Here is a 16,759-nt window from a genome sequence, read left to right as displayed (position 1 = left end):
GGGGGCCTCCCCAGCCCCCGGAAATCCCAGCCCCGGCCCGTGCGGCCGGGTCAGGTGTGGACCTTCCGGTCGCCCGCGTCGTCGTCGCCCGCGTCGCGGCCGGTGGAGCGTGACCGTTCCATGAGCAGCACCTGGAGGTTCTCCAGCTTCTCGGTGCGCACCACGCGGAAGCTCCGGTCGAGTGCGGTCCTGGTCTGCTTCGGCATCCCTGCGTACGGGTCGCCGTTGTACGTGCTCGCCACCATCCAGAGCCGATCGGTGCGGGCCAGGCAGGACGACGGCCTGGGGCACTCCGCGGCGCCGAACGAGCCCAGCTGCTGCGGGGTGCGGTACATCAGGACGTCCTCGGGGCGCCCCGCGTCGTCGCGCAACTCGTAGTCGAGGGCGCGGCGTTCGGACATCACGCCGTTGAAGACGATGCCGTCACCCTTGCGCTGCTCCGCCGCGATGAGCCGGGCGGCGCCGCGGAAGTCCGGTTCTCCGAGCGGCGGCCGGCGCGCGTCCCGGATCCCCGGCAGCGCCTGCCAGGCGAGCCCCGCCACGGCGGCGAACGCGAGAACCATGCCGAGGCCCTTGCGTGCCGCGGCCCCCGCGCCCGCCCGGGCCCCCGTCACGGGTCCCGCGATCCGGCAGACGGCGACCGCGCCGAGCAGCACCCACGCGGGCATCGTGAAGAGCAGATAGCGCGGCAGGAACAGGTGCAGCTTGGACGCCGTGACGTAGGTGACGAGCGGCGGCAGCACGATCCACACCGCGAGCGGCAGTGCCCTGCGGCCCGCGAAGAACAGTCCTGCCCCGGCGAGCACCATGACCGGCACGGCCACCGCCCACGACCCGAAGAGGTTCTTGGGGAAGTCGACGAGGTCCTTGAAGACGGGGTTGTTCCAGGCGATCTGACCGCTCTGGCCCGAGCCCTGGATCGCCATCGGCACGACGAAGCACATGCCGAGTGTGGCCGCCGCCGCGTACGCCCACCCGACGATCCTGTCGCCCGACCGGCGCGCGATGAGGATCATCACGAGGTGCGGGGCGAGCACGGCCAGCGAGGCGAGATGGCTCCAGCCCACCAACGGCACGGACAGCGTGTATCCCACCCACACCTTGAAGGTGGGCCGGTCCAGGGCGCGCGCGAGCAGCAGCGTCGACAGCAGCACGGCCGCGACGGCGAACGCGTACGGCCGGATCTCCTGGCCGTACCGGGTCACGCTCGGCAGCACGGCGAAGGCGAGCCCGGCCACCAGACCGACCCGCGTCGTGAACAGCCGCCGCCCGAGCAGCCCGAGCAGCCCCGCCGAGAGCCCCATCGCGACGGCGCCGGGGATGCGCAGCGCGGCCGGTGAGTCACCGGCGACCATGACCCACAGGTGCATGCACACGTAGTACGGCGTGAAGACGACGTCGATCGTGCGGATCAGGACGCTGAGGTCGTGGATCGACAGCGTCGCCGCCCACCAGGTGGCGTGCTCGTCGCGCCACAGCTGGCGGTCACCGAGGCCGCGCAGGATCGGCACGAGAGCCACGAGCGTGGGCAGCACCAGGACGAGGGCCGCGGCGAGCGGCCCGTCGGAGGTGCGGGCCCCCTGCCGCCCGCGTCGGCGCGCGGCGCGCCCACCGTCGGCCGGCCCGTCCGGGACGTCCGCGCGGACGGCCTGGTGGACACTCATTGCTTCACCCAGATCCGGTAGGCCTTCGCGCCGCCGGGCGTGCTGAAGGGGATCACGGCCGCGAGCCGGTAGCGGCTGTTGCCCTTCAGCCCCTTGGCCACCGCCTCGTACGTGTCGGGCGTGACCATGCCGTGCAGCACGATCACGTCGAACTTCCCGTCGCGCACGGCATGTTCGAAGGCGTCGGGGCCGGAGTACCGTCTGCCGTCCTTGGCCTGGTAGTCCATGACGTACGTGTTCTGCCACTGGCCCCAGTCCGTGCGGTCCCGCAGGTAGTAGCCGGGGACCTCCTGCTCCTCCGCGAGATAGGTCCCCTCGTGGTCGACGAGCGGACGCAGCGTGGCGATCACCCGCGTCGAGTCGGGCCAGCTGTAGGCCTGCTGGGCCTGCACCATGCCGAAGACGAGCGTCAGGACGTACAGCATGATGCCGAGCTGCGGGTGCCGGAAGTGCGGGCCGATCAGGCGCGCCAGACCGAGGCCCGCGAGCGGCGCAGCGAACAGCAGGCCGAAGCCGACGTGCTTGTAGAGCGAGATCTCCGTCTGCAGATGGATCTGGTAGGCGGGTGCGAGCAGCGCGGTGCCGGTGAGCACGACGCCGAGCCCGGTGCGCCGCCAGCGCCCCGAGGTCTCCCCCGCGATCCACGGCATCTCGCCCATGCGGCCGCGCAGCGCGTACGCGACGGTGCCGGCCAGGGCCGCCAGGAAGACCAGCCCGCCCCATTCGGCGCTGTGCCGGAGCATCGTGGACGCCGTGTCGGTGCCGTGGGCGCGGTCCGTGGTGGTGGAGCTGATACCGCCGAGCGGCCCGGAGAGCAGATAGCCGGCGGCGAGCAGCGCCCCGGTGCCGAGCCCCAGGACCACCCCGCGGACCAGGGCGCGCACGCCCCGGTGCCGGTGCGCGGTCAGTACGGCGAGCAGGACCAGCGTGGGCAGATAGAGCCCGGACGCGTACTTCACCCCGAAGGCGAGGGCGGCGGGCGGCGCGGCGAGCAGCACGGCCGCCGCGTTCATCCGGTCGGTCCGCACGACGAGCCACGCCGACAGGGCCAGCAGGAAGACCGCCATCGCGTCGTACGTGGCGAGGTTGCCGAGCACCGACGTGGCCTGCACGACGGAGAACAGGGCGGCGGCGCCGAGCGCGGCCCGCAGGTTGAACAGGCGGCGGGTGAACGAGTACAGCAGCCCGGTCGCGCCCAGCATGAACAGCAGGCTCAGCAGGCGCACCCCGGTGAGCCCGAACCGGTCGTCGACCAGGGCCGCGAGCACCGGGTACAGCTTGGGGTGACCCGAGAAGTAGCTCGCGAAGTCCACCGGCAGCCTGGTGCCGTGCAGCAGGTTGTCCAGCTCGTAGTGGCCCGAGGCGATGTACAGGGCCTCGTCCTGGAAGGCCGTGCGGCGCAGGCGCAGCGAGAGGCCGGCCTGGACGAGGAGGACGCACAGCAGCACTCCGCGGCCGAGCAGCTTGCTGCGCCGGGAGTCCACCGACCACGCCGATTCGGGCACGGCCGGCAGCGTGTAGCCGGGCTCCGGTTCGGGCTCGGGCTCCGGTTCGGGGACCTGCTGCGGGTACTGGCTGTAGGGGTCGTACTGCTGGTAGGCCTCGTCGAACTCGTACGGGTCGTAGGTCTCGTAGTACGGGGCCTGCGGCTGTTGCGGGATGTGGACGTTCACGTACCCGGGGGCGCCGGGATACGCGTACGCGTTCTGCGCCTCGTATCCGTAGACCTCGTGGTACTCGGCCTCGTCCGGGGTCCCCCGCCCCCAGGAGGTCTGATGCGGTCGGTCGCTCATGGCCGGGTCACATCGAATCCGAAGCGGCCGTCGGCGGCCTGCTCCTTGAAGGTGCGCTGCGACAGCGGCCCGCTGGTGATGCGCCAGTCGGACTCCTTGTCGAAGTTGAACCACACGAACCCGACGAAGTCCTCGCGGGCCGCGACCCCCTTGAACAGATCGGTGATGTCGGCGGGCTTGCGCTCGCCGGCCTGCGCGGCGGTCTCCGCGATGACGAACGGCTTCTTGGTGAACGCCCGGATCTGCTGCACGGTCGGTCCGTAGAGCGTGCTGAACGTGGCCGGACCACCGCTCGCGTAGTAGCCGATGACACCGACCCAGTCGACGTAGGTGTCACCCGGCCAGTACGGGGCGAGCTTCACCTTCGGCATCGGATTGACGACGTTCGGGCTCCACACCCAGATGACCTGGGTGGCGCCCTCGTCGGCGAAGACGTCGTGGACGTGCTTCCACGCCGCGACGAACTCCTTGGCCGTGGCCTTCTTCGTCCCCCACTCGTACCAGAACCCGTTCATCTCGTGGGCGAAGCTGATCGCGACGGGGAGGTTCAACTCCTTGACCGAGGAGGCGTAATCCCGCAGGTACGCGTCCTCCTTGCCGGCCGCGATCTCCTTCAGGGACGCCTTGAAGGGCTCCCAGGCGATGAACGGCAACGCGCCGTAGTCCCACGCGTTCTGCACGAGGCGGGTCTCGTAGCGGTCGCCCCACGCCGAGTAGAACTCGACCAGGTTGGGCTTCTTGCCCGCGGCCTTCGCGAACGACTCGATCGCCGTCATCTTGGCGGGCGCCCCGTCGGCGGCGACTCCCAGATACTTCTTCTTCGGCTTGAGCAACGGCCGTACGTCGTACGGCGGTTCGGGCTTCTCGTCGTCCGCGCTGGCGCCGGCCGACGCGTGGGGCGTCTTGCCCTGGCTGCGCGCGTACTCGTCACGCCCGGTGTCGGAGAAGGTGCTGCACGCGGAGACGGCGGCGAGCATCGCCGCCACGAGCAGCAGCCTGATGGCAGTCCTCATACGGCGGCGACTCCTTGGCGGCGCGGTTGCACGAGCACCCGGCCCACGACCATCGCGTAGAACAGACCGGCCGAGAGCATCAGGGCGAAGTCCGGTGGATACTGCGTCAGCACGCGCCAGGCGGCCACGCCGACCCAGGCGACGGCGGTGCCACCGGTCCAGCAGATCATTCCGGCCCAGTAGCGGCGCATGCCGTTCTTCTTGGCGCCCTGGGAACCGGTCGGCTTCCACCCCATGGGCCGGCCGCGCAGCACGTCCCACACGGCGAAGACGTGCGACCAGCCGTACATCAGCCGGACCGACCAGGCTTCGAGCCGGTAGGGCGCGCGATGCCACAGGGGCAGCACGAGGGTCACGTACGCGACGCTCGGCAGCACCCACATCGACGCCTCGGCACGCAGCAGGTCGGGCCGCAGGATCAGCAGGGCCAGCGGGATGATCGGCATGAGGAACGTGGCCAGGGCGGTCTGGAGGTAGTAGAGGAACCCGGAGACGTAGCAGAGCCGGGTCTTGAACTTCATCTCCATCTCCCAGAACCGCTTGCTGGTGAGGAGTTCGAGAGAACCCATGCACCAGCGGTACTGCTGGTTGTGGAAGGCACCGGCCGTGTCCGGGCAGACACCGGCGGACAGGGCCACGGGCACGTACCGCAGCTTCCAGCCGAGGGCCCGCAGATCGAAGCCGGTGTACATGTCCTCGGAGTGCTCGATCAGCGTGATCCCACCGATCTGGGCGAGCGCCGTCCGCCGGTACACGGCGCAGGAACCGACGCAGATGGAACCGTCCTTGTCCTCACGCGACGTCTGCACCGACCGGTAGAACTGCTCCTGTACGGCCCCGGCTCCGCGCTCGATCCAGTTCTGCCGGTCGACCGCGCGGAAGAACTGAGGGGACTGCACGATGCCGACGCGCGGATCGTCGTCCATGTGCGGCAGCAGCTCGTCGAGCAGATCGTGCCGGGGAGCGAAGTCGGCGTCGAGGATGAGGATGTGGTCCCCGTACGTCATCTGGAAGGCGTGGTGCAGGTTGCCGGCCTTCTTGAACCAGCCGCGGTTGGGGCGCACCACGTAGTGGAAACCGAAGTCCCCCGCCATGGCGCCGACTTCGGCATCATCGGCGTCGTCCAGTACGTGGACGTTCACGACGCCCCGGTAGGTGCCCGCGAGCCGGCTCACGTGCACCCAGGTGTTGTGCAGCACTTCCAGCGGCTCACCGCACACGGGCAGGAAGACGTCCACGCTCGGGTACTGCGCGGGCTGCCAGCGCCGGACCAGCTGCCGGTGCCCCTTGATGTCGAAGTCCCGGCTCAGACCGTCCAGATAGAGCGAGATCAGATAGTCCGCGACCACGAACGCGAGCAGCGGCATGGTCAGCCAGAACCACGGGCTCGACGCGGTGAACAGGAACTGACTGACCGCGAGGCAGAAGAAGCTGATCAGCGACCCGATGGTGAGCATCCAGAGATGCCGGTGGGCGTACGAGTACTTCTCCGCGTCGTCGGGGGGCTGCGGCAGGAGCCCGTGATTCCGCGAAACGGACCCGCGCCTCCGGCTGTTCGAGGCACGGGTGGAACCGGCTGTGCTCATGCATGACCCCCCGGACCCCACTGAGCCCGCACTACCCCACTGCGCCCGGCCACCCCATGTGATCCCTTGGCCAGACCCGCGGCAGCGTAACCGAGTTACCGGGGTTAATCCCGAACAAACGTGTTACCTGAGGGTTTCCTCTCACCTTCCCGAACTCGTACAACCTTCCGCCGAGTTGGGGTGTCGTCTCAGCAGCACCCGGCCCCGGGAAGCGTCCGCCTGTTGCGCGCCTCCAGGTTCCGCGCGGCGAGCAACTCATCGGCGGGATAACCGACTTCCTCCAGCGTCAGCCCGTGCGGCCGCACCACGTGCACGGCGGAGTCCCGCACTCCGGCGGCCAGCACCTTCCCCGGCCAGTCGCTCCCCCGGTGCCCGTCACCCACGAACAGCAGCGCCCCGATGAGCGAGCGCACCATGTTGTGGCAGAACGCGTCGGCCCGCACGGTCGCCGTGATGATCCCGTCGTCGCCGCGGACCAGGCTCAGCTCCTGCAGCGTACGAATGGTCGTGGCGCCCTCCCGCCGCTTGCAGTAGGCGGCGAAGTCGTGCTCCCCGAGCAGCTGCCGCGCCGCCTCGTTCATGGCGTCGACGTCCAGCGGCCAGTCGTGCCACAGGACGTGCCCCCGCAGCAGCGGATCGACGCCCCCGGGATGGTCCGTCACCCGGTACGCGTACCGCCGCCACACCGCCGAGAACCGCGCGTTGAACCCGCTCGGCGCCTCGGCCGCCGACCAGATCCGCACGTCCTTCGACAGCCGCCCGGCCAGCCGCTTGAGCAGCTTCTCCGCGTGCTCGGCCCACACGTCCACCGGCAGGTCCACGTGCGCCACCTGCCCCCGCGCGTGCACCCCGGAGTCGGTCCGCCCGGCCACGGTCAGCTCGTACGTCTCCGCGGACCGGGTCACGGTCCGCAGCGCGTCCTCGATCTCCCCCTGCACGGTCCGCCGCCCGCCGGCCTGCTTGGCCCACCCGGAGAAGTCCTTGCCGTCGTACGACAGATCGAGCCGCACCCGCACGAACCCGTCCGCTACCTCGTCACTCACCCATGCATCCTCTCTGCAACGCGAAGCGGGCCCGTCCCGGTGAAGGAACGGACCCGCTCAACACGCCCCGAAGGGGCGCGGGGAACTGCGCGACCAGCCACGACGAAGCCGCGGCCGCCCAGAAACAGCACCCGGTGGACGACTAGGCGTCCTTGGACTCCTCGGCGGCAGCCGGCGTAGCGTCCTCGACGACCTCGGCGGCCGGAGCGGCAGCCTCGGCGTCCTTGGCGGCACGCTTGGTGGCGGCCTCGGCCTCACCGGTGGCCTGCTGCGCGACCGTCAGGGCCTCGACCAGCTCGATGACAGCCATGGGCGCGTTGTCGCCACGACGGTTACCGATCTTGGTGATACGGGTGTAACCACCCGGACGGTTCTCGTAGCGCGGGGCGATCTCGGTGAAGAGCGTGTGGACGACGCTCTTGTCCGTGATGACCGTGAGCACCTGACGGCGGTTGTGAAGGTCGCCCTTCTTCGCCTTGGTGACCAGACGCTCCGCGTACGGGCGCAGACGACGGGCCTTGGCCTCGGTCGTCGTGATCTTGCCGTGCTCGAAGAGGCTCTTCGCGAGGTTCGCGAGGAGCAGCTTCTCGTGCGCGGCGCTGCCGCCCAGACGGGCACCCTTGGTGGGCTTCGGCATGGTGTTTCTCCTAGGTGTCTGCCCCGGCCGTATCAGGTACCGGGGTCAGGGCCCCGCAGACGGATGCCTGCGGGCAGTCACATCAGTACTGCTCGGTCTCCACGAAACCGGCGTCCGCGTCGTCGTCGGCGCCGAAGGCGTCGGCGGCGGCGGTCGGGTCGAAGCCGGGAGGCGAGTCCTTCAGGGCGAGGCCCATACCGGCCAGCTTCGCCTTGACCTCGTCGATCGACTTCGCACCGAAGTTGCGGATGTCGAGCAGGTCGGCCTCGGAGCGGGCCACGAGCTCACCCACGGAGTGGATGCCCTCGCGCTTGAGGCAGTTGTACGACCGAACGGTGAGCTCGAGCTCCTCGATCGGCAGCGCCAGATCGGCGGCGAGCGCGGCGTCCGTCGGGGACGGACCCATGTCGATGCCCTCGGCGTCGATGTTCAGCTCGCGGGCGAGACCGAACAGCTCGACCAGCGTCTTGCCGGCGGACGCCATGGCGTCGCGCGGCCGCATGGCCTGCTTGGTCTCGACGTCGACGATCAGCTTGTCGAAGTCGGTGCGCTGCTCGACACGCGTGGCCTCGACCTTGTAGGTGACCTTCAGAACCGGCGAGTAGATCGAGTCGACCGGGATGCGCCCGATCTCCTGACCGACCTGCTTGTTCTGGACGGCGGAGACGTAGCCGCGACCGCGCTCGACGGTCAGCTCCATCTCCAGCTTGCCCTTGCCGTTGAGCGTGGCGAGGACGAGGTCGGGGTTGTGCACCTCGACACCGGCCGGGGGCGCGATGTCGGCGGCGGTGACCAGACCCGGGCCCTGCTTGCGCAGGTACATCACGACCGGCTCGTCGTGCTCCGAGGAGACGACCAGCTGCTTGATGTTGAGGATCAGGTCGGTGACGTCTTCCTTGACGCCCGGCACGGTGGTGAACTCGTGCAGGACACCGTCGATGCGGATCGACGTGACCGCCGCACCCGGGATCGACGACAGGAGCGTACGGCGGAGGGAGTTGCCGAGGGTGTAACCGAAGCCCGGCTCCAGCGGCTCGATCACGAACCGGGAGCGGAACTCGTCGACGACCTCTTCGGTCAACGAGGGACGCTGAGCAATCAGCATGAAATGCATCCTTCAGTCATGGGCACCCACTATTTGATGCCCGACTTGTACTGCAAGGGTACGGGCGGCACGGCCCGAAAGAGCCGTACCGCCCGAAATCCTCTGACCAAGCGGTCGTGCGTCAGACGCGACGGCGCTTGGGCGGACGGCAGCCGTTGTGCGGCGTGGGCGTCACGTCCTGGATCGAGCCGACCTCAAGACCGGTCGCCTGGAGCGAACGGATGGCGGTCTCGCGACCGGAACCCGGGCCCTTGACGAAGACGTCGACCTTGCGCATGCCGTGCTCCTGCGCGCGACGGGCGGCCGACTCGGCAGCCATCTGCGCGGCGAACGGCGTGGACTTGCGGGAGCCCTTGAAGCCGACGTGGCCGGCGGAGGCCCACGAGATCACGTTGCCGGTCGGGTCCGTGATGGACACGATCGTGTTGTTGAACGTGCTCTTGATGTGCGCGTGGCCGTGAGCGACGTTCTTCTTTTCCTTGCGGCGCACCTTCTTGGCAGCGCCCTGACGACCCTTGGGGGGCATGTCGTTCTCCTACAGGGAGGTGGTCGGTCCTACAGCGAAGACCGCTGAAAAGCGTCCGCTGTGGACTACTTCTTGCCCGGCTTCTTCTTACCGGCGATGGCGCGACGCGGGCCCTTGCGGGTACGAGCGTTCGTGCTGGTGCGCTGACCGCGGACCGGCAGGCCGCGACGGTGACGCAGACCCTGGTAGCAGCCGATCTCGACCTTGCGGCGGATGTCGGCCTGGATCTCGCGACGGAGGTCACCCTCGGTCTGGAAGTTCTGGTCCACGTACTCGCGAAGCTTGACGAGGTCTTCCTCGCTCAGGTCGCGAACACGGATGTTGCGGTCCACACCGGTGGCGTCCAGCGTCTGCTGGGCGCGGGTACGACCGATACCGAACACGTACGTGAGGGCAACCTCGACGCGCTTGTCGCGCGGGAGGTCAACACCTTCAAGGCGTGCCATTCATGGCTCCTGTTGATACTCGGAGGTCTGCAGCAGAACCGCTCCCATCCGCCGTTCCCTCCGTCAGAGGAGAGTCGGTACGAAGTGGGTCCTCGGCCTCCGACCGAGGGTGTCGCCACGGTGGAAGGTTCCACCGCCGGCGGGTTCTGCGTATGTACTCAATGTGCTGCGTCGCGCGAACTCTGCGAACGAACTGCAGTTAACGGGTCTGCGTCAGCCCTGGCGCTGCTTGTGGCGCGGGTTGTCGCAGATCACCATGACCCGACCGTGACGGCGGATCACCCTGCACTTGTCGCAGATCTTCTTGACGCTCGGCTTGACCTTCATGGGTGAGGTTCTCCGGGTCAGTTGCCGGCGGCCCGCGGAAAGCGGAGCTCGGGCAAGATCTACTTGTACCGGTAGACGATCCGGCCACGCGTCAGGTCGTACGGAGACAACTCCACCACGACCCGGTCGTCAGGGAGGATGCGGATGTAGTGCATGCGCATCTTGCCGCTGATGTGTGCCAGGACCTGGTGGCCGTTCTGGAGCTCCACCTTGAACATGGCGTTCGGAAGAGACTCGACGACAGTGCCTTCGATCTCGATGGCACCTTGCTTCTTGGCCACGCTTCGCCCTTCGAATCGACTACCTTGATCGACTCTTGCTTGACATGCGGACATGCCAGTACACGAGAGCCGACGAGTCAGTCTACGTCAGTACCCCCAGAAAGACGAATCCAGGGATTCTGCCCTACCACAAAGATCACTAAGCACACCGACAGGGGCCTAACCCAGCGGGTCGGGCGCCGCCGTCACACCCATCTGCGCCAGCTTCGCCTTGCCGCCGTCCGGCGCCGTCAGCACCAGCGGACCCTCCTCCGTCAGCGCCACCGAGTGCTCCCAGTGAGAAGACCAGGTGCCGTCCGTCGTGATGACGGTCCAGTCGTCCTCCAGGACCTCGGTGCGCGGGGTGCCGAGGGAGACCATCGGCTCGATCGCGAGGCAGAAGCCGGGGACCAGCTTCGGGCCCTTGCCGCGGCGGCGCTCCACGTAGTTCAGCAGGTGCGGGTCCATGTGCATCTCGGTGCCGATGCCGTGGCCGCCGTAGTCCTCGACGATCCCGTACTTGCCGCCGCCGGGCTTGGGCTGGCGGCGGATGTACGTCTCGATGGCACGGGAGATGTCCACCAGCCGGTTACCGGCCTTCATCGCCGCGATGCCCGCCCACATCGACTCCTCGGTCACCCGGGACAGCTCGATCAGCTCCGGGGAGTGACCGGAGCCGACGAACGCGGTGTACGCGGCGTCGCCGTGCCAGCCGTCGATGATCGCGCCGCAGTCGATCGAGATGATGTCGCCGTCCTCCAGGACGACCTTCTCGCTCGGGATGCCGTGGACCACGACCTCGTTCTTCGAGGTGCAGATCGTGGCGGGGAAACCGCCGTAACCGAGGAAGTTCGACTTCGCCCCGTGCTCGGCGATGACCTTGCGGGCGACCTCGTCCAGGTCCCGGGTGGTCGCGCCCGGCACGGCCGCCTCACGGGTCGCGGCGTGGATCGCCGCGACGACAAGCCCCGCCTCCCGCATCTTGCGAATCTGGTCGGGGGTCTTGATCTGCACCATGGGGGCCTGCGCTCTCCGTCATCCGGTACGAGGGTTTACGTACCCACCAACACTAAGGCCGCGGTCCCCCGTGCGGGGAACCGCGGCCTCAGCCACGTACAGAAGAAGAGCGGGACTAGCGTCCCAGGGCCTCCATGGCCCGCGCCGTGACTTCCTCCACCTTGCCGAGCGCGGAGATCGTCACGACGAGCCCCTGCTCCCGGTAGTAGTCGATGATCGGCTCGGTCTGCGTGTGGTAGACCTCGAGCCGCTTGCGCACGGTCTCTTCCTTGTCGTCGTCGCGCTGGTACAGCTCGCCGCCGCAGACGTCACAGACGCCCTCGGCCTTCGGCTGCTTGTACGCGACGTGGAAGACGTGCGCCGAGTCGTTACGGCAGATGCGGCGGCCGGCGATGCGCTTGACCACCTCGTCCTCGGGGACCTCCAGGTCCAGAACCGCGTCCAGCTTCACGTCGTCGGCCTTGAGGGCGACGTCCAGCGCCTCGGCCTGCGAGACGTTGCGGGGGAAGCCGTCGAGCAGGAAGCCGTTCACGGCGTCCTGCTGCTCCATGCGGTCCTTGGCCATCCCGATGGTGACCTCGTCCGGAACCAGCTGGCCCGCGTCCATGTAGGACTTCGCCTGCTTGCCGAGGTCCGTGCCCTGGCTGATGTTGGCACGGAAGAGGTCGCCCGTGGAGATGTGCGGGATCGACAGGTTCTGGGCAAGGAACGCGGCCTGCGTTCCCTTGCCGGCACCAGGCGGCCCGACGAGGACGATTCGCATCAGCGGAGGAACCCTTCGTAATTGCGCTGCTGGAGCTGGCTCTCGATCTGCTTCACCGTCTCCAGACCAACACCCACGATGATGAGGATGCTCGTACCGCCGAACGGGAAGTTCTGGTTTGCCCCGAAACCAACCAACGCCATCGTCGGTACGAGAGCGATCAGACCCAAGTACAGCGAACCCGGCCAGGTGATCCGGTTGAGCACGTACGAAAGGTACTCAGCGGTCGGTCGGCCAGCCCGGATGCCCGGGATGAAGCCACCATACTTCTTCATGTTGTCCGCGACTTCCTCGGGGTTGAACGAGATCGCCACGTAGAAGAACGCGAAGAAAACGATCAGGAGGAAGTACGTGACGATGTAAATCGGGTGATTTCCCTTGGTCAGGTGGTCGTCGATCCACACCTTCCACTGCGAGTCGCCGCCTGCGAACTGAGCGACGAGTGCGGGGATGTAGAGGAGGGACGACGCGAAGATGACAGGGATCACACCCGCCTGGTTCACCTTGAGCGGGATGTACGTAGACGTGCCGCCGTAGGAACGGCGGCCGATCATGCGCTTCGCGTACTGGACCGGAATACGGCGCTGGGCCTGCTCGACGAAGACCACCAGGCCGACCATGACCAGGCCGACGAGGATGACGGTGCCGAACTCGATCCAGCCGTCGGCCAGCGAACCCTGCTGCTTGATGGCCCAGAGGGCGGACGGGAACGTGGCGGCGATCGAGATGAACATCAGGATCGACATGCCGTTGCCGATGCCGCGGTCGGTGATCAGCTCGCCGAGCCACATCATCACGCAGGTACCGGCGGTCATCGTGATGACCATCGTGATGGTGATGAAGATCGACTGGTCGGGCACGATCTGGCTCGCGACGGGGCAGCCCTGGAAGAGGGCGCCGGTCCGGGCGGTGGCGACGAGGCCCGTGCCCTGGAGGATGGCGAGCGCGACGGTCAGGTAACGCGTGTACTGCGTGATCTTCGCCGTACCGGCCTGGCCCTCCTTCTTGAGGGCTTCGAGGCGCGGGATCACCACGGTGAGCAGCTGCAGAATGATGCTCGCGGTGATGTACGGCATGATGCCGAGCGCGAAGACCGTGATCTGCAGCAGCGCGCCACCGCTGAACATGTTGACGAGACCGAACAGGCCGGTGTTGGAGCTGGCCTGGTCCATGCATGTCTGGACATTGCCGTAATCCACGCCGGGAATCGGGATGTGCGCCCCGAGCCGGTAGATGACGACGATGCCGAGCGTGAAGAGCAGCTTCTTGCGCAGGTCGGGCGTCTTGAACGCCCGGGCGAACGCGGTGAGCACGGTGCCTCCTGCGACCCCCGCGCGCGTGCGTCAGAGGTGACGGTCTTGAGGATTCGACGAATGGGTAACGGTCAAAACCCGGGATTGGTGCCGGGGGCACACAACAGCCCGGAAATTAACAGCGGACGCCACCTTACCGGCGTACATGCCCCCCTAGGAACGACCAACCGGGGATACCCCATTTGTGGGGTATCCCCGGTCGGGATCGCTCACGTCATCGAGACGTCCGAGTGACTCAGACGAGCTCGGTGACCGTACCGCCGGCGGCGGTGATCTTCTCCTTGGCGGAGCCGGAGACGGCGTCGACCGTCACCTGCAGCGCCACGGTGATCTCGCCCTGGCCCAGGACCTTGACGAGGCTGTTCTTACGGACAGCACCCTTCTCCACCAGACCCTCGACGGTGACTTCGCCACCCTCGGGGTACAGCGAGGCGAGCTTGTCCAGGTTCACGACCTGGAACTCGACCTTGAAGGGGTTCTTGAAGCCCTTCAGCTTCGGGAGACGCATGTGGAGGGGCATCTGGCCACCCTCGAAGCGCTCCGGAACCTGGTAACGGGCCTTCGTGCCCTTGGTACCACGACCGGCCGTCTTACCCTTCGACGCCTCACCACGACCGACACGGGTCTTGGCGGTCTTGGCGCCGGGGGCCGGACGGAGGTTGTGGATCTTCAGCGGGTTGTTCTCCGCCATGATCAGACCTCCTCAACCGTCACGAGGTGGCGGACGGTGTGCACCATGCCGCGGAACTCGGGGCGGTCCTCCTTGACGACCTGCGTGTTGATGCCCTTGAGACCAAGGGAACGCAGGGTGTCACGGTGGTTCTGCTTGCTGCCGATGTACGACTTCACCTGCGTGATCTTGAGCTGCGCCATTACGCACCAGCCCCGGCACGCGCACGGAGCAGAGCCGCGGGGGCAACGTCCTCGAGGGGCAGACCACGGCGAGCCGCGATCTCCTCGGGGCGCTGCAGACCCTTCAGGGCCTCCACGGTCGCGTGCACGATGTTGATCGCGTTGTCGGAGCCCAGGGACTTCGACAGGATGTCGTGAACGCCGGCGCACTCGAGCACGGCGCGCACCGGACCACCGGCGATAACACCGGTACCCGGGGACGCGGGCTTGAGCAGCACGACGCCGGCAGCCTTCTCACCCTGGATCGGGTGCGGGATGGTGCCCTGGATACGGGGGACCTTGAAGAAGTGCTTCTTGGCCTCCTCAACACCCTTGGCGATGGCGGCCGGCACCTCCTTGGCCTTGCCGTAACCGACACCCACGGTGCCGTCACCGTCGCCCACTACGACGAGCGCAGTGAAGCTGAAGCGACGACCACCCTTCACAACCTTGGCGACGCGGTTGATCGCGACGACGCGCTCAACGTACGCGGTCTTCTCGGCGGCGGCGTTGCCACCGTCGCGACCCTTCCGGTCCCGCCGCTCGCCGCCACCGGCACCGCCACCGCGGCGCTGGGGTCCAGCCATTGGAATTACCTCTCTCTGTTTCCGCTAGCTACGGAACCGGCTCAGAACTTCAGGCCGGCTTCGCGGGCGGCGTCCGCCAGGGCGGCGATGCGCCCGGCGTACTGGTTACCACCACGGTCGAACACGACAGCCTCGACACCGGCGGCCTTGGCGCGCTCGGCGACCAGGGCGCCGACCGACTTGGCCTGGGCGGACTTGTCGCCCTCGCCACCGCGGATCGAAGCGTCCAGGGTCGAAGCGGACGCGAGGGTGTGACCCTTCACGTCGTCGATGACCTGGGCCACGATGTTGCGGTTCGAGCGCGTCACGACCAGGCGCGGACGCTCAGCCGTACCCGAGATGTGCTTACGGATACGAATGTGACGACGCTTGATGGCAGCACGCTTGTAAGCGTCGCCCTTAGCAATCTTCTGCCCGTATGCCATGGCTTACTTACCCGCCTTTCCGACCTTGCGGCGGATGACTTCGCCCTCGTACTTGACGCCCTTGGCCTTGTACGGGTCGGGCTTGCGCAGCTTGCGGATGTTGGCCGCAACCTCGCCGACCTTCTGCTTGTCGATGCCCTCGACCGAGAACTTGGTCGCCGATTCGACCTTGAACGAGATGCCCTCGGGCGCCTCGACCAGGATCGGGTGGCTGTAGCCGAGCGAGAACTCCAGGTTGGAGCCCTTCGCCAGAACGCGGTAACCGACACCGCTGATCTCGAGCTTCTTCACGTAACCCGTGGTCACGCCGGTGATCATGTTCGCCACCAGCGTGCGGGACAGGCCGTGCAGGGCCTTGTTCTGACGCTCGTCGTTCGGGCGGGTGACGTTCAGAACGCCGTCCTCACCCTTGGCGATCTCGATCGGCGCCACGACGGTGTGGGTCAGGGTTCCCTTGGAGCCCTTGACCGTGACCGTCTGGCCGTCGATGGTGACGTCCACGCCGGCGGGAACCGTGATGGGGAGCTTGCCAATACGCGACATAGCTGTTTCCTCCGTTCCCTTCCGCTACCAGACGTAGGCGAGGACTTCCCCACCCACGCCCTTCTTGCCTGCCTGCTGGCCGGTCAGGAGACCGTGCGACGTGGAGATGATCGCCACGCCCAGGCCACCGAGGACCTTCGGCAGGTTGGTGGACTTCGCGTAAACGCGCAGACCCGGCTTGGAGATGCGCTTGATGCCGGCGATCGAACGCTCACGGTTCGGGCCGAACTTCAGCTCGAGGACGAGGTTCTTGCCGACCTCGGCGTCCTCGACCTTCCAGCCGGTGATGAAACCCTCCTGCTGGAGGATCTCGGCGATGTGCGACTTGATCTTGCTGTGCGGCATAGCCACGGTGTCGTGGTACGCCGAGTTCGCGTTCCGCAGACGCGTAAGCATGTCTGCGATCGGATCAGTCATGGTCATGAATTGGCCTTCGGCCTCTCTCGCCGGGGTTTCCTGTATGCGCCATCCCTCTCCCCACACAGGGGCGGGACGGGTGCGGCGCGGGGACCTACGGCGTAGTAAGTCGGTCAGGGCGGCAGACGCCCAACCCTCCTAGCCTAAGCCATGAGAGCAGGGACCTCTGCCGACCCTTTACTTACCGAGAGATCCAAATAGTCCCAACTAGGGGACTACCAGGAGCTCTTGGTCACGCCCGGCAGCTCGCCACGGTGAGCCATCTCACGAAGGCACACGCGGCAGAGGCCGAACTTGCGGTACACGGAGTGCGGGCGGCCGCAGCGCTGGCAGCGGGTGTACGCACGCACACCGAACTTGGGCTTACGAGCAGCCTTGGCAATGAGAGCCTTCTTCGCCATCT

21 protein-coding genes are annotated in these 16,759 nt (G+C 67.5%); all 21 read right to left on the bottom strand.

The features are described from left to right. Positions 1 to 50: 50 nt before the first annotated feature. Positions 51 to 1,664 (bottom strand): glycosyltransferase family 39 protein, encoded by a 1,614-nt coding sequence (locus tag RBJ77_RS12330; protein ID WP_372345021.1) that lies wholly within the window; start codon positions 1,662 to 1,664, stop codon positions 51 to 53. Next, complete coding sequence (locus tag RBJ77_RS12325; protein WP_372345020.1) at positions 1,661 to 3,457, bottom strand: ArnT family glycosyltransferase; 1,797 nt, start codon at positions 3,455 to 3,457, stop codon at positions 1,661 to 1,663. Before RBJ77_RS12325 ends, RBJ77_RS12330 begins: the two co-directional genes overlap by 4 nt. Next, a complete protein-coding gene (locus tag RBJ77_RS12320; protein WP_372345019.1) occupies positions 3,454 to 4,470 on the bottom strand; it encodes a glycoside hydrolase family 26 protein in 1,017 nt (338 codons plus the stop codon). The genes RBJ77_RS12325 and RBJ77_RS12320 overlap by 4 nt, the downstream gene beginning before the upstream one ends. Further along, a complete protein-coding gene (locus tag RBJ77_RS12315) occupies positions 4,467 to 6,056 on the bottom strand; it encodes a glycosyltransferase family 2 protein (RefSeq protein WP_372345018.1) in 1,590 nt (529 codons plus the stop codon). Before RBJ77_RS12315 ends, RBJ77_RS12320 begins: the two co-directional genes overlap by 4 nt. 188 nt (positions 6,057 to 6,244) lie before the next feature. After that, the gene (gene truA / locus RBJ77_RS12310; protein ID WP_372345017.1) at positions 6,245 to 7,099 is read right to left on the bottom strand and encodes a tRNA pseudouridine(38-40) synthase TruA; all 855 of its coding nucleotides are present in this window, start codon (positions 7,097 to 7,099) and stop codon (positions 6,245 to 6,247) included. A gap of 142 nt (positions 7,100 to 7,241) precedes the next feature. Continuing rightward, the gene (rplQ, locus tag RBJ77_RS12305) at positions 7,242 to 7,736 is read right to left on the bottom strand and encodes a 50S ribosomal protein L17 (RefSeq protein WP_372345016.1); all 495 of its coding nucleotides are present in this window, start codon (positions 7,734 to 7,736) and stop codon (positions 7,242 to 7,244) included. 82 nt (positions 7,737 to 7,818) lie between these two features. Further along, positions 7,819 to 8,841 carry a DNA-directed RNA polymerase subunit alpha gene (locus tag RBJ77_RS12300; RefSeq protein ID WP_003966937.1) on the bottom strand — a complete coding sequence of 341 codons (1,023 nt, stop codon included), beginning with the start codon at positions 8,839 to 8,841 and terminating at the stop codon, positions 7,819 to 7,821. Positions 8,842 to 8,962: 121 nt separating this feature from the next. After that, positions 8,963 to 9,367, bottom strand: coding sequence for a 30S ribosomal protein S11 (gene rpsK, locus RBJ77_RS12295; protein ID WP_003948617.1), 405 nt, complete (start codon positions 9,365 to 9,367; stop codon positions 8,963 to 8,965). A 65-nt stretch (positions 9,368 to 9,432) separates the two neighbouring features. Further along, positions 9,433 to 9,813, bottom strand: coding sequence for a 30S ribosomal protein S13 (gene rpsM / locus RBJ77_RS12290; RefSeq protein WP_255974906.1), 381 nt, complete (start codon positions 9,811 to 9,813; stop codon positions 9,433 to 9,435). A 213-nt stretch (positions 9,814 to 10,026) separates the two neighbouring features. Continuing rightward, a complete protein-coding gene (rpmJ, locus tag RBJ77_RS12285; RefSeq protein ID WP_003974245.1) occupies positions 10,027 to 10,140 on the bottom strand; it encodes a 50S ribosomal protein L36 in 114 nt (37 codons plus the stop codon). 59 nt (positions 10,141 to 10,199) lie between these two features. Beyond that, the gene (gene infA / locus RBJ77_RS12280) at positions 10,200 to 10,421 is read right to left on the bottom strand and encodes a translation initiation factor IF-1 (RefSeq protein WP_003948620.1); all 222 of its coding nucleotides are present in this window, start codon (positions 10,419 to 10,421) and stop codon (positions 10,200 to 10,202) included. Between the two features lie 159 nt (positions 10,422 to 10,580). Further along, positions 10,581 to 11,417 carry a type I methionyl aminopeptidase gene (gene map / locus RBJ77_RS12275; RefSeq protein ID WP_372345015.1) on the bottom strand — a complete coding sequence of 279 codons (837 nt, stop codon included), beginning with the start codon at positions 11,415 to 11,417 and terminating at the stop codon, positions 10,581 to 10,583. Positions 11,418 to 11,532: 115 nt separating this feature from the next. Then, positions 11,533 to 12,180 (bottom strand): adenylate kinase, encoded by a 648-nt coding sequence (locus RBJ77_RS12270; protein WP_372345014.1) that lies wholly within the window; start codon positions 12,178 to 12,180, stop codon positions 11,533 to 11,535. Then, positions 12,180 to 13,493: a preprotein translocase subunit SecY gene (gene secY / locus RBJ77_RS12265; RefSeq protein ID WP_255974903.1), complete on the bottom strand. Its 1,314-nt coding sequence runs from the start codon at positions 13,491 to 13,493 to the stop codon at positions 12,180 to 12,182. The genes RBJ77_RS12270 and secY overlap by 1 nt, the downstream gene beginning before the upstream one ends. Positions 13,494 to 13,728: 235 nt before the next feature. Continuing rightward, complete coding sequence (rplO, locus tag RBJ77_RS12260; protein ID WP_111663854.1) at positions 13,729 to 14,184, bottom strand: 50S ribosomal protein L15; 456 nt, start codon at positions 14,182 to 14,184, stop codon at positions 13,729 to 13,731. Between the two features lie 2 nt (positions 14,185 to 14,186). Beyond that, entirely contained in the window at positions 14,187 to 14,366 is a 180-nt protein-coding gene (rpmD, locus tag RBJ77_RS12255) for a 50S ribosomal protein L30 (protein ID WP_052580766.1), read from the bottom strand. Continuing rightward, positions 14,366 to 14,971: a 30S ribosomal protein S5 gene (gene rpsE / locus RBJ77_RS12250; protein ID WP_207824967.1), complete on the bottom strand. Its 606-nt coding sequence runs from the start codon at positions 14,969 to 14,971 to the stop codon at positions 14,366 to 14,368. The genes rpmD and rpsE overlap by 1 nt, the downstream gene beginning before the upstream one ends. A gap of 41 nt (positions 14,972 to 15,012) precedes the next feature. Further along, positions 15,013 to 15,396, bottom strand: coding sequence for a 50S ribosomal protein L18 (rplR, locus tag RBJ77_RS12245; RefSeq protein WP_188337376.1), 384 nt, complete (start codon positions 15,394 to 15,396; stop codon positions 15,013 to 15,015). Positions 15,397 to 15,399: 3 nt separating this feature from the next. After that, positions 15,400 to 15,939, bottom strand: coding sequence for a 50S ribosomal protein L6 (rplF, locus tag RBJ77_RS12240; protein WP_164321728.1), 540 nt, complete (start codon positions 15,937 to 15,939; stop codon positions 15,400 to 15,402). A gap of 24 nt (positions 15,940 to 15,963) precedes the next feature. Then, positions 15,964 to 16,362: a 30S ribosomal protein S8 gene (rpsH, locus tag RBJ77_RS12235; RefSeq protein ID WP_018528360.1), complete on the bottom strand. Its 399-nt coding sequence runs from the start codon at positions 16,360 to 16,362 to the stop codon at positions 15,964 to 15,966. Between the two features lie 209 nt (positions 16,363 to 16,571). Further along, positions 16,572 to 16,757, bottom strand: a complete 186-nt coding sequence (locus tag RBJ77_RS12230; RefSeq protein ID WP_003956452.1) for a type Z 30S ribosomal protein S14 — start codon at positions 16,755 to 16,757, stop codon at positions 16,572 to 16,574. Positions 16,758 to 16,759: the final 2 nt, after the last annotated feature.

Source organism: Streptomyces sp. KL116D, assembly GCF_030766975.1.
In the GTDB taxonomy this organism is placed as follows: Bacteria; Actinomycetota; Actinomycetes; order Streptomycetales; family Streptomycetaceae; genus Streptomyces; species Streptomyces longispororuber_A.
This window is presented reverse-complemented; position numbering and strand designations above follow the sequence as displayed.

Excerpts from the sequence above, each read along its gene's own strand:
- RBJ77_RS12270 (WP_372345014.1), bottom strand. The coding sequence starts at position 12,180 with ATGCGAATCGTCCTCGTCGGGCCGCCTGGTGCCGGCAAGGGAACGCAG.
- rpmD (WP_052580766.1), bottom strand. The coding sequence starts at position 14,366 with ATGGCGCAGCTCAAGATCACGCAGGTGAAGTCGTACATCGGCAGCAAG.
- RBJ77_RS12330 (WP_372345021.1), bottom strand. The coding sequence starts at position 1,664 with ATGAGTGTCCACCAGGCCGTCCGCGCGGACGTCCCGGACGGGCCGGCC.
- rpsE (WP_207824967.1), bottom strand. The coding sequence starts at position 14,971 with ATGGCTGGACCCCAGCGCCGCGGTGGCGGTGCCGGTGGCGGCGAGCGG.
- rpsM (WP_255974906.1), bottom strand. The coding sequence starts at position 9,813 with ATGGCACGCCTTGAAGGTGTTGACCTCCCGCGCGACAAGCGCGTCGAG.
- RBJ77_RS12230 (WP_003956452.1), bottom strand. The coding sequence starts at position 16,757 with ATGGCGAAGAAGGCTCTCATTGCCAAGGCTGCTCGTAAGCCCAAGTTC.
- rpmJ (WP_003974245.1), bottom strand. The coding sequence starts at position 10,140 with ATGAAGGTCAAGCCGAGCGTCAAGAAGATCTGCGACAAGTGCAGGGTG.
- RBJ77_RS12315 (WP_372345018.1), bottom strand. The coding sequence starts at position 6,056 with ATGAGCACAGCCGGTTCCACCCGTGCCTCGAACAGCCGGAGGCGCGGG.
- rpsH (WP_018528360.1), bottom strand. The coding sequence starts at position 16,362 with ATGACCATGACTGATCCGATCGCAGACATGCTTACGCGTCTGCGGAAC.
- rplQ (WP_372345016.1), bottom strand. The coding sequence starts at position 7,736 with ATGCCGAAGCCCACCAAGGGTGCCCGTCTGGGCGGCAGCGCCGCGCAC.
- RBJ77_RS12320 (WP_372345019.1), bottom strand. The coding sequence starts at position 4,470 with ATGAGGACTGCCATCAGGCTGCTGCTCGTGGCGGCGATGCTCGCCGCC.
- RBJ77_RS12300 (WP_003966937.1), bottom strand. The coding sequence starts at position 8,841 with ATGCTGATTGCTCAGCGTCCCTCGTTGACCGAAGAGGTCGTCGACGAG.
- map (WP_372345015.1), bottom strand. The coding sequence starts at position 11,417 with ATGGTGCAGATCAAGACCCCCGACCAGATTCGCAAGATGCGGGAGGCG.
- rpsK (WP_003948617.1), bottom strand. The coding sequence starts at position 9,367 with ATGCCCCCCAAGGGTCGTCAGGGCGCTGCCAAGAAGGTGCGCCGCAAG.
- rplF (WP_164321728.1), bottom strand. The coding sequence starts at position 15,939 with ATGTCGCGTATTGGCAAGCTCCCCATCACGGTTCCCGCCGGCGTGGAC.
- rplO (WP_111663854.1), bottom strand. The coding sequence starts at position 14,184 with ATGGCGGAGAACAACCCGCTGAAGATCCACAACCTCCGTCCGGCCCCC.
- rplR (WP_188337376.1), bottom strand. The coding sequence starts at position 15,396 with ATGGCATACGGGCAGAAGATTGCTAAGGGCGACGCTTACAAGCGTGCT.
- RBJ77_RS12325 (WP_372345020.1), bottom strand. The coding sequence starts at position 3,457 with ATGAGCGACCGACCGCATCAGACCTCCTGGGGGCGGGGGACCCCGGAC.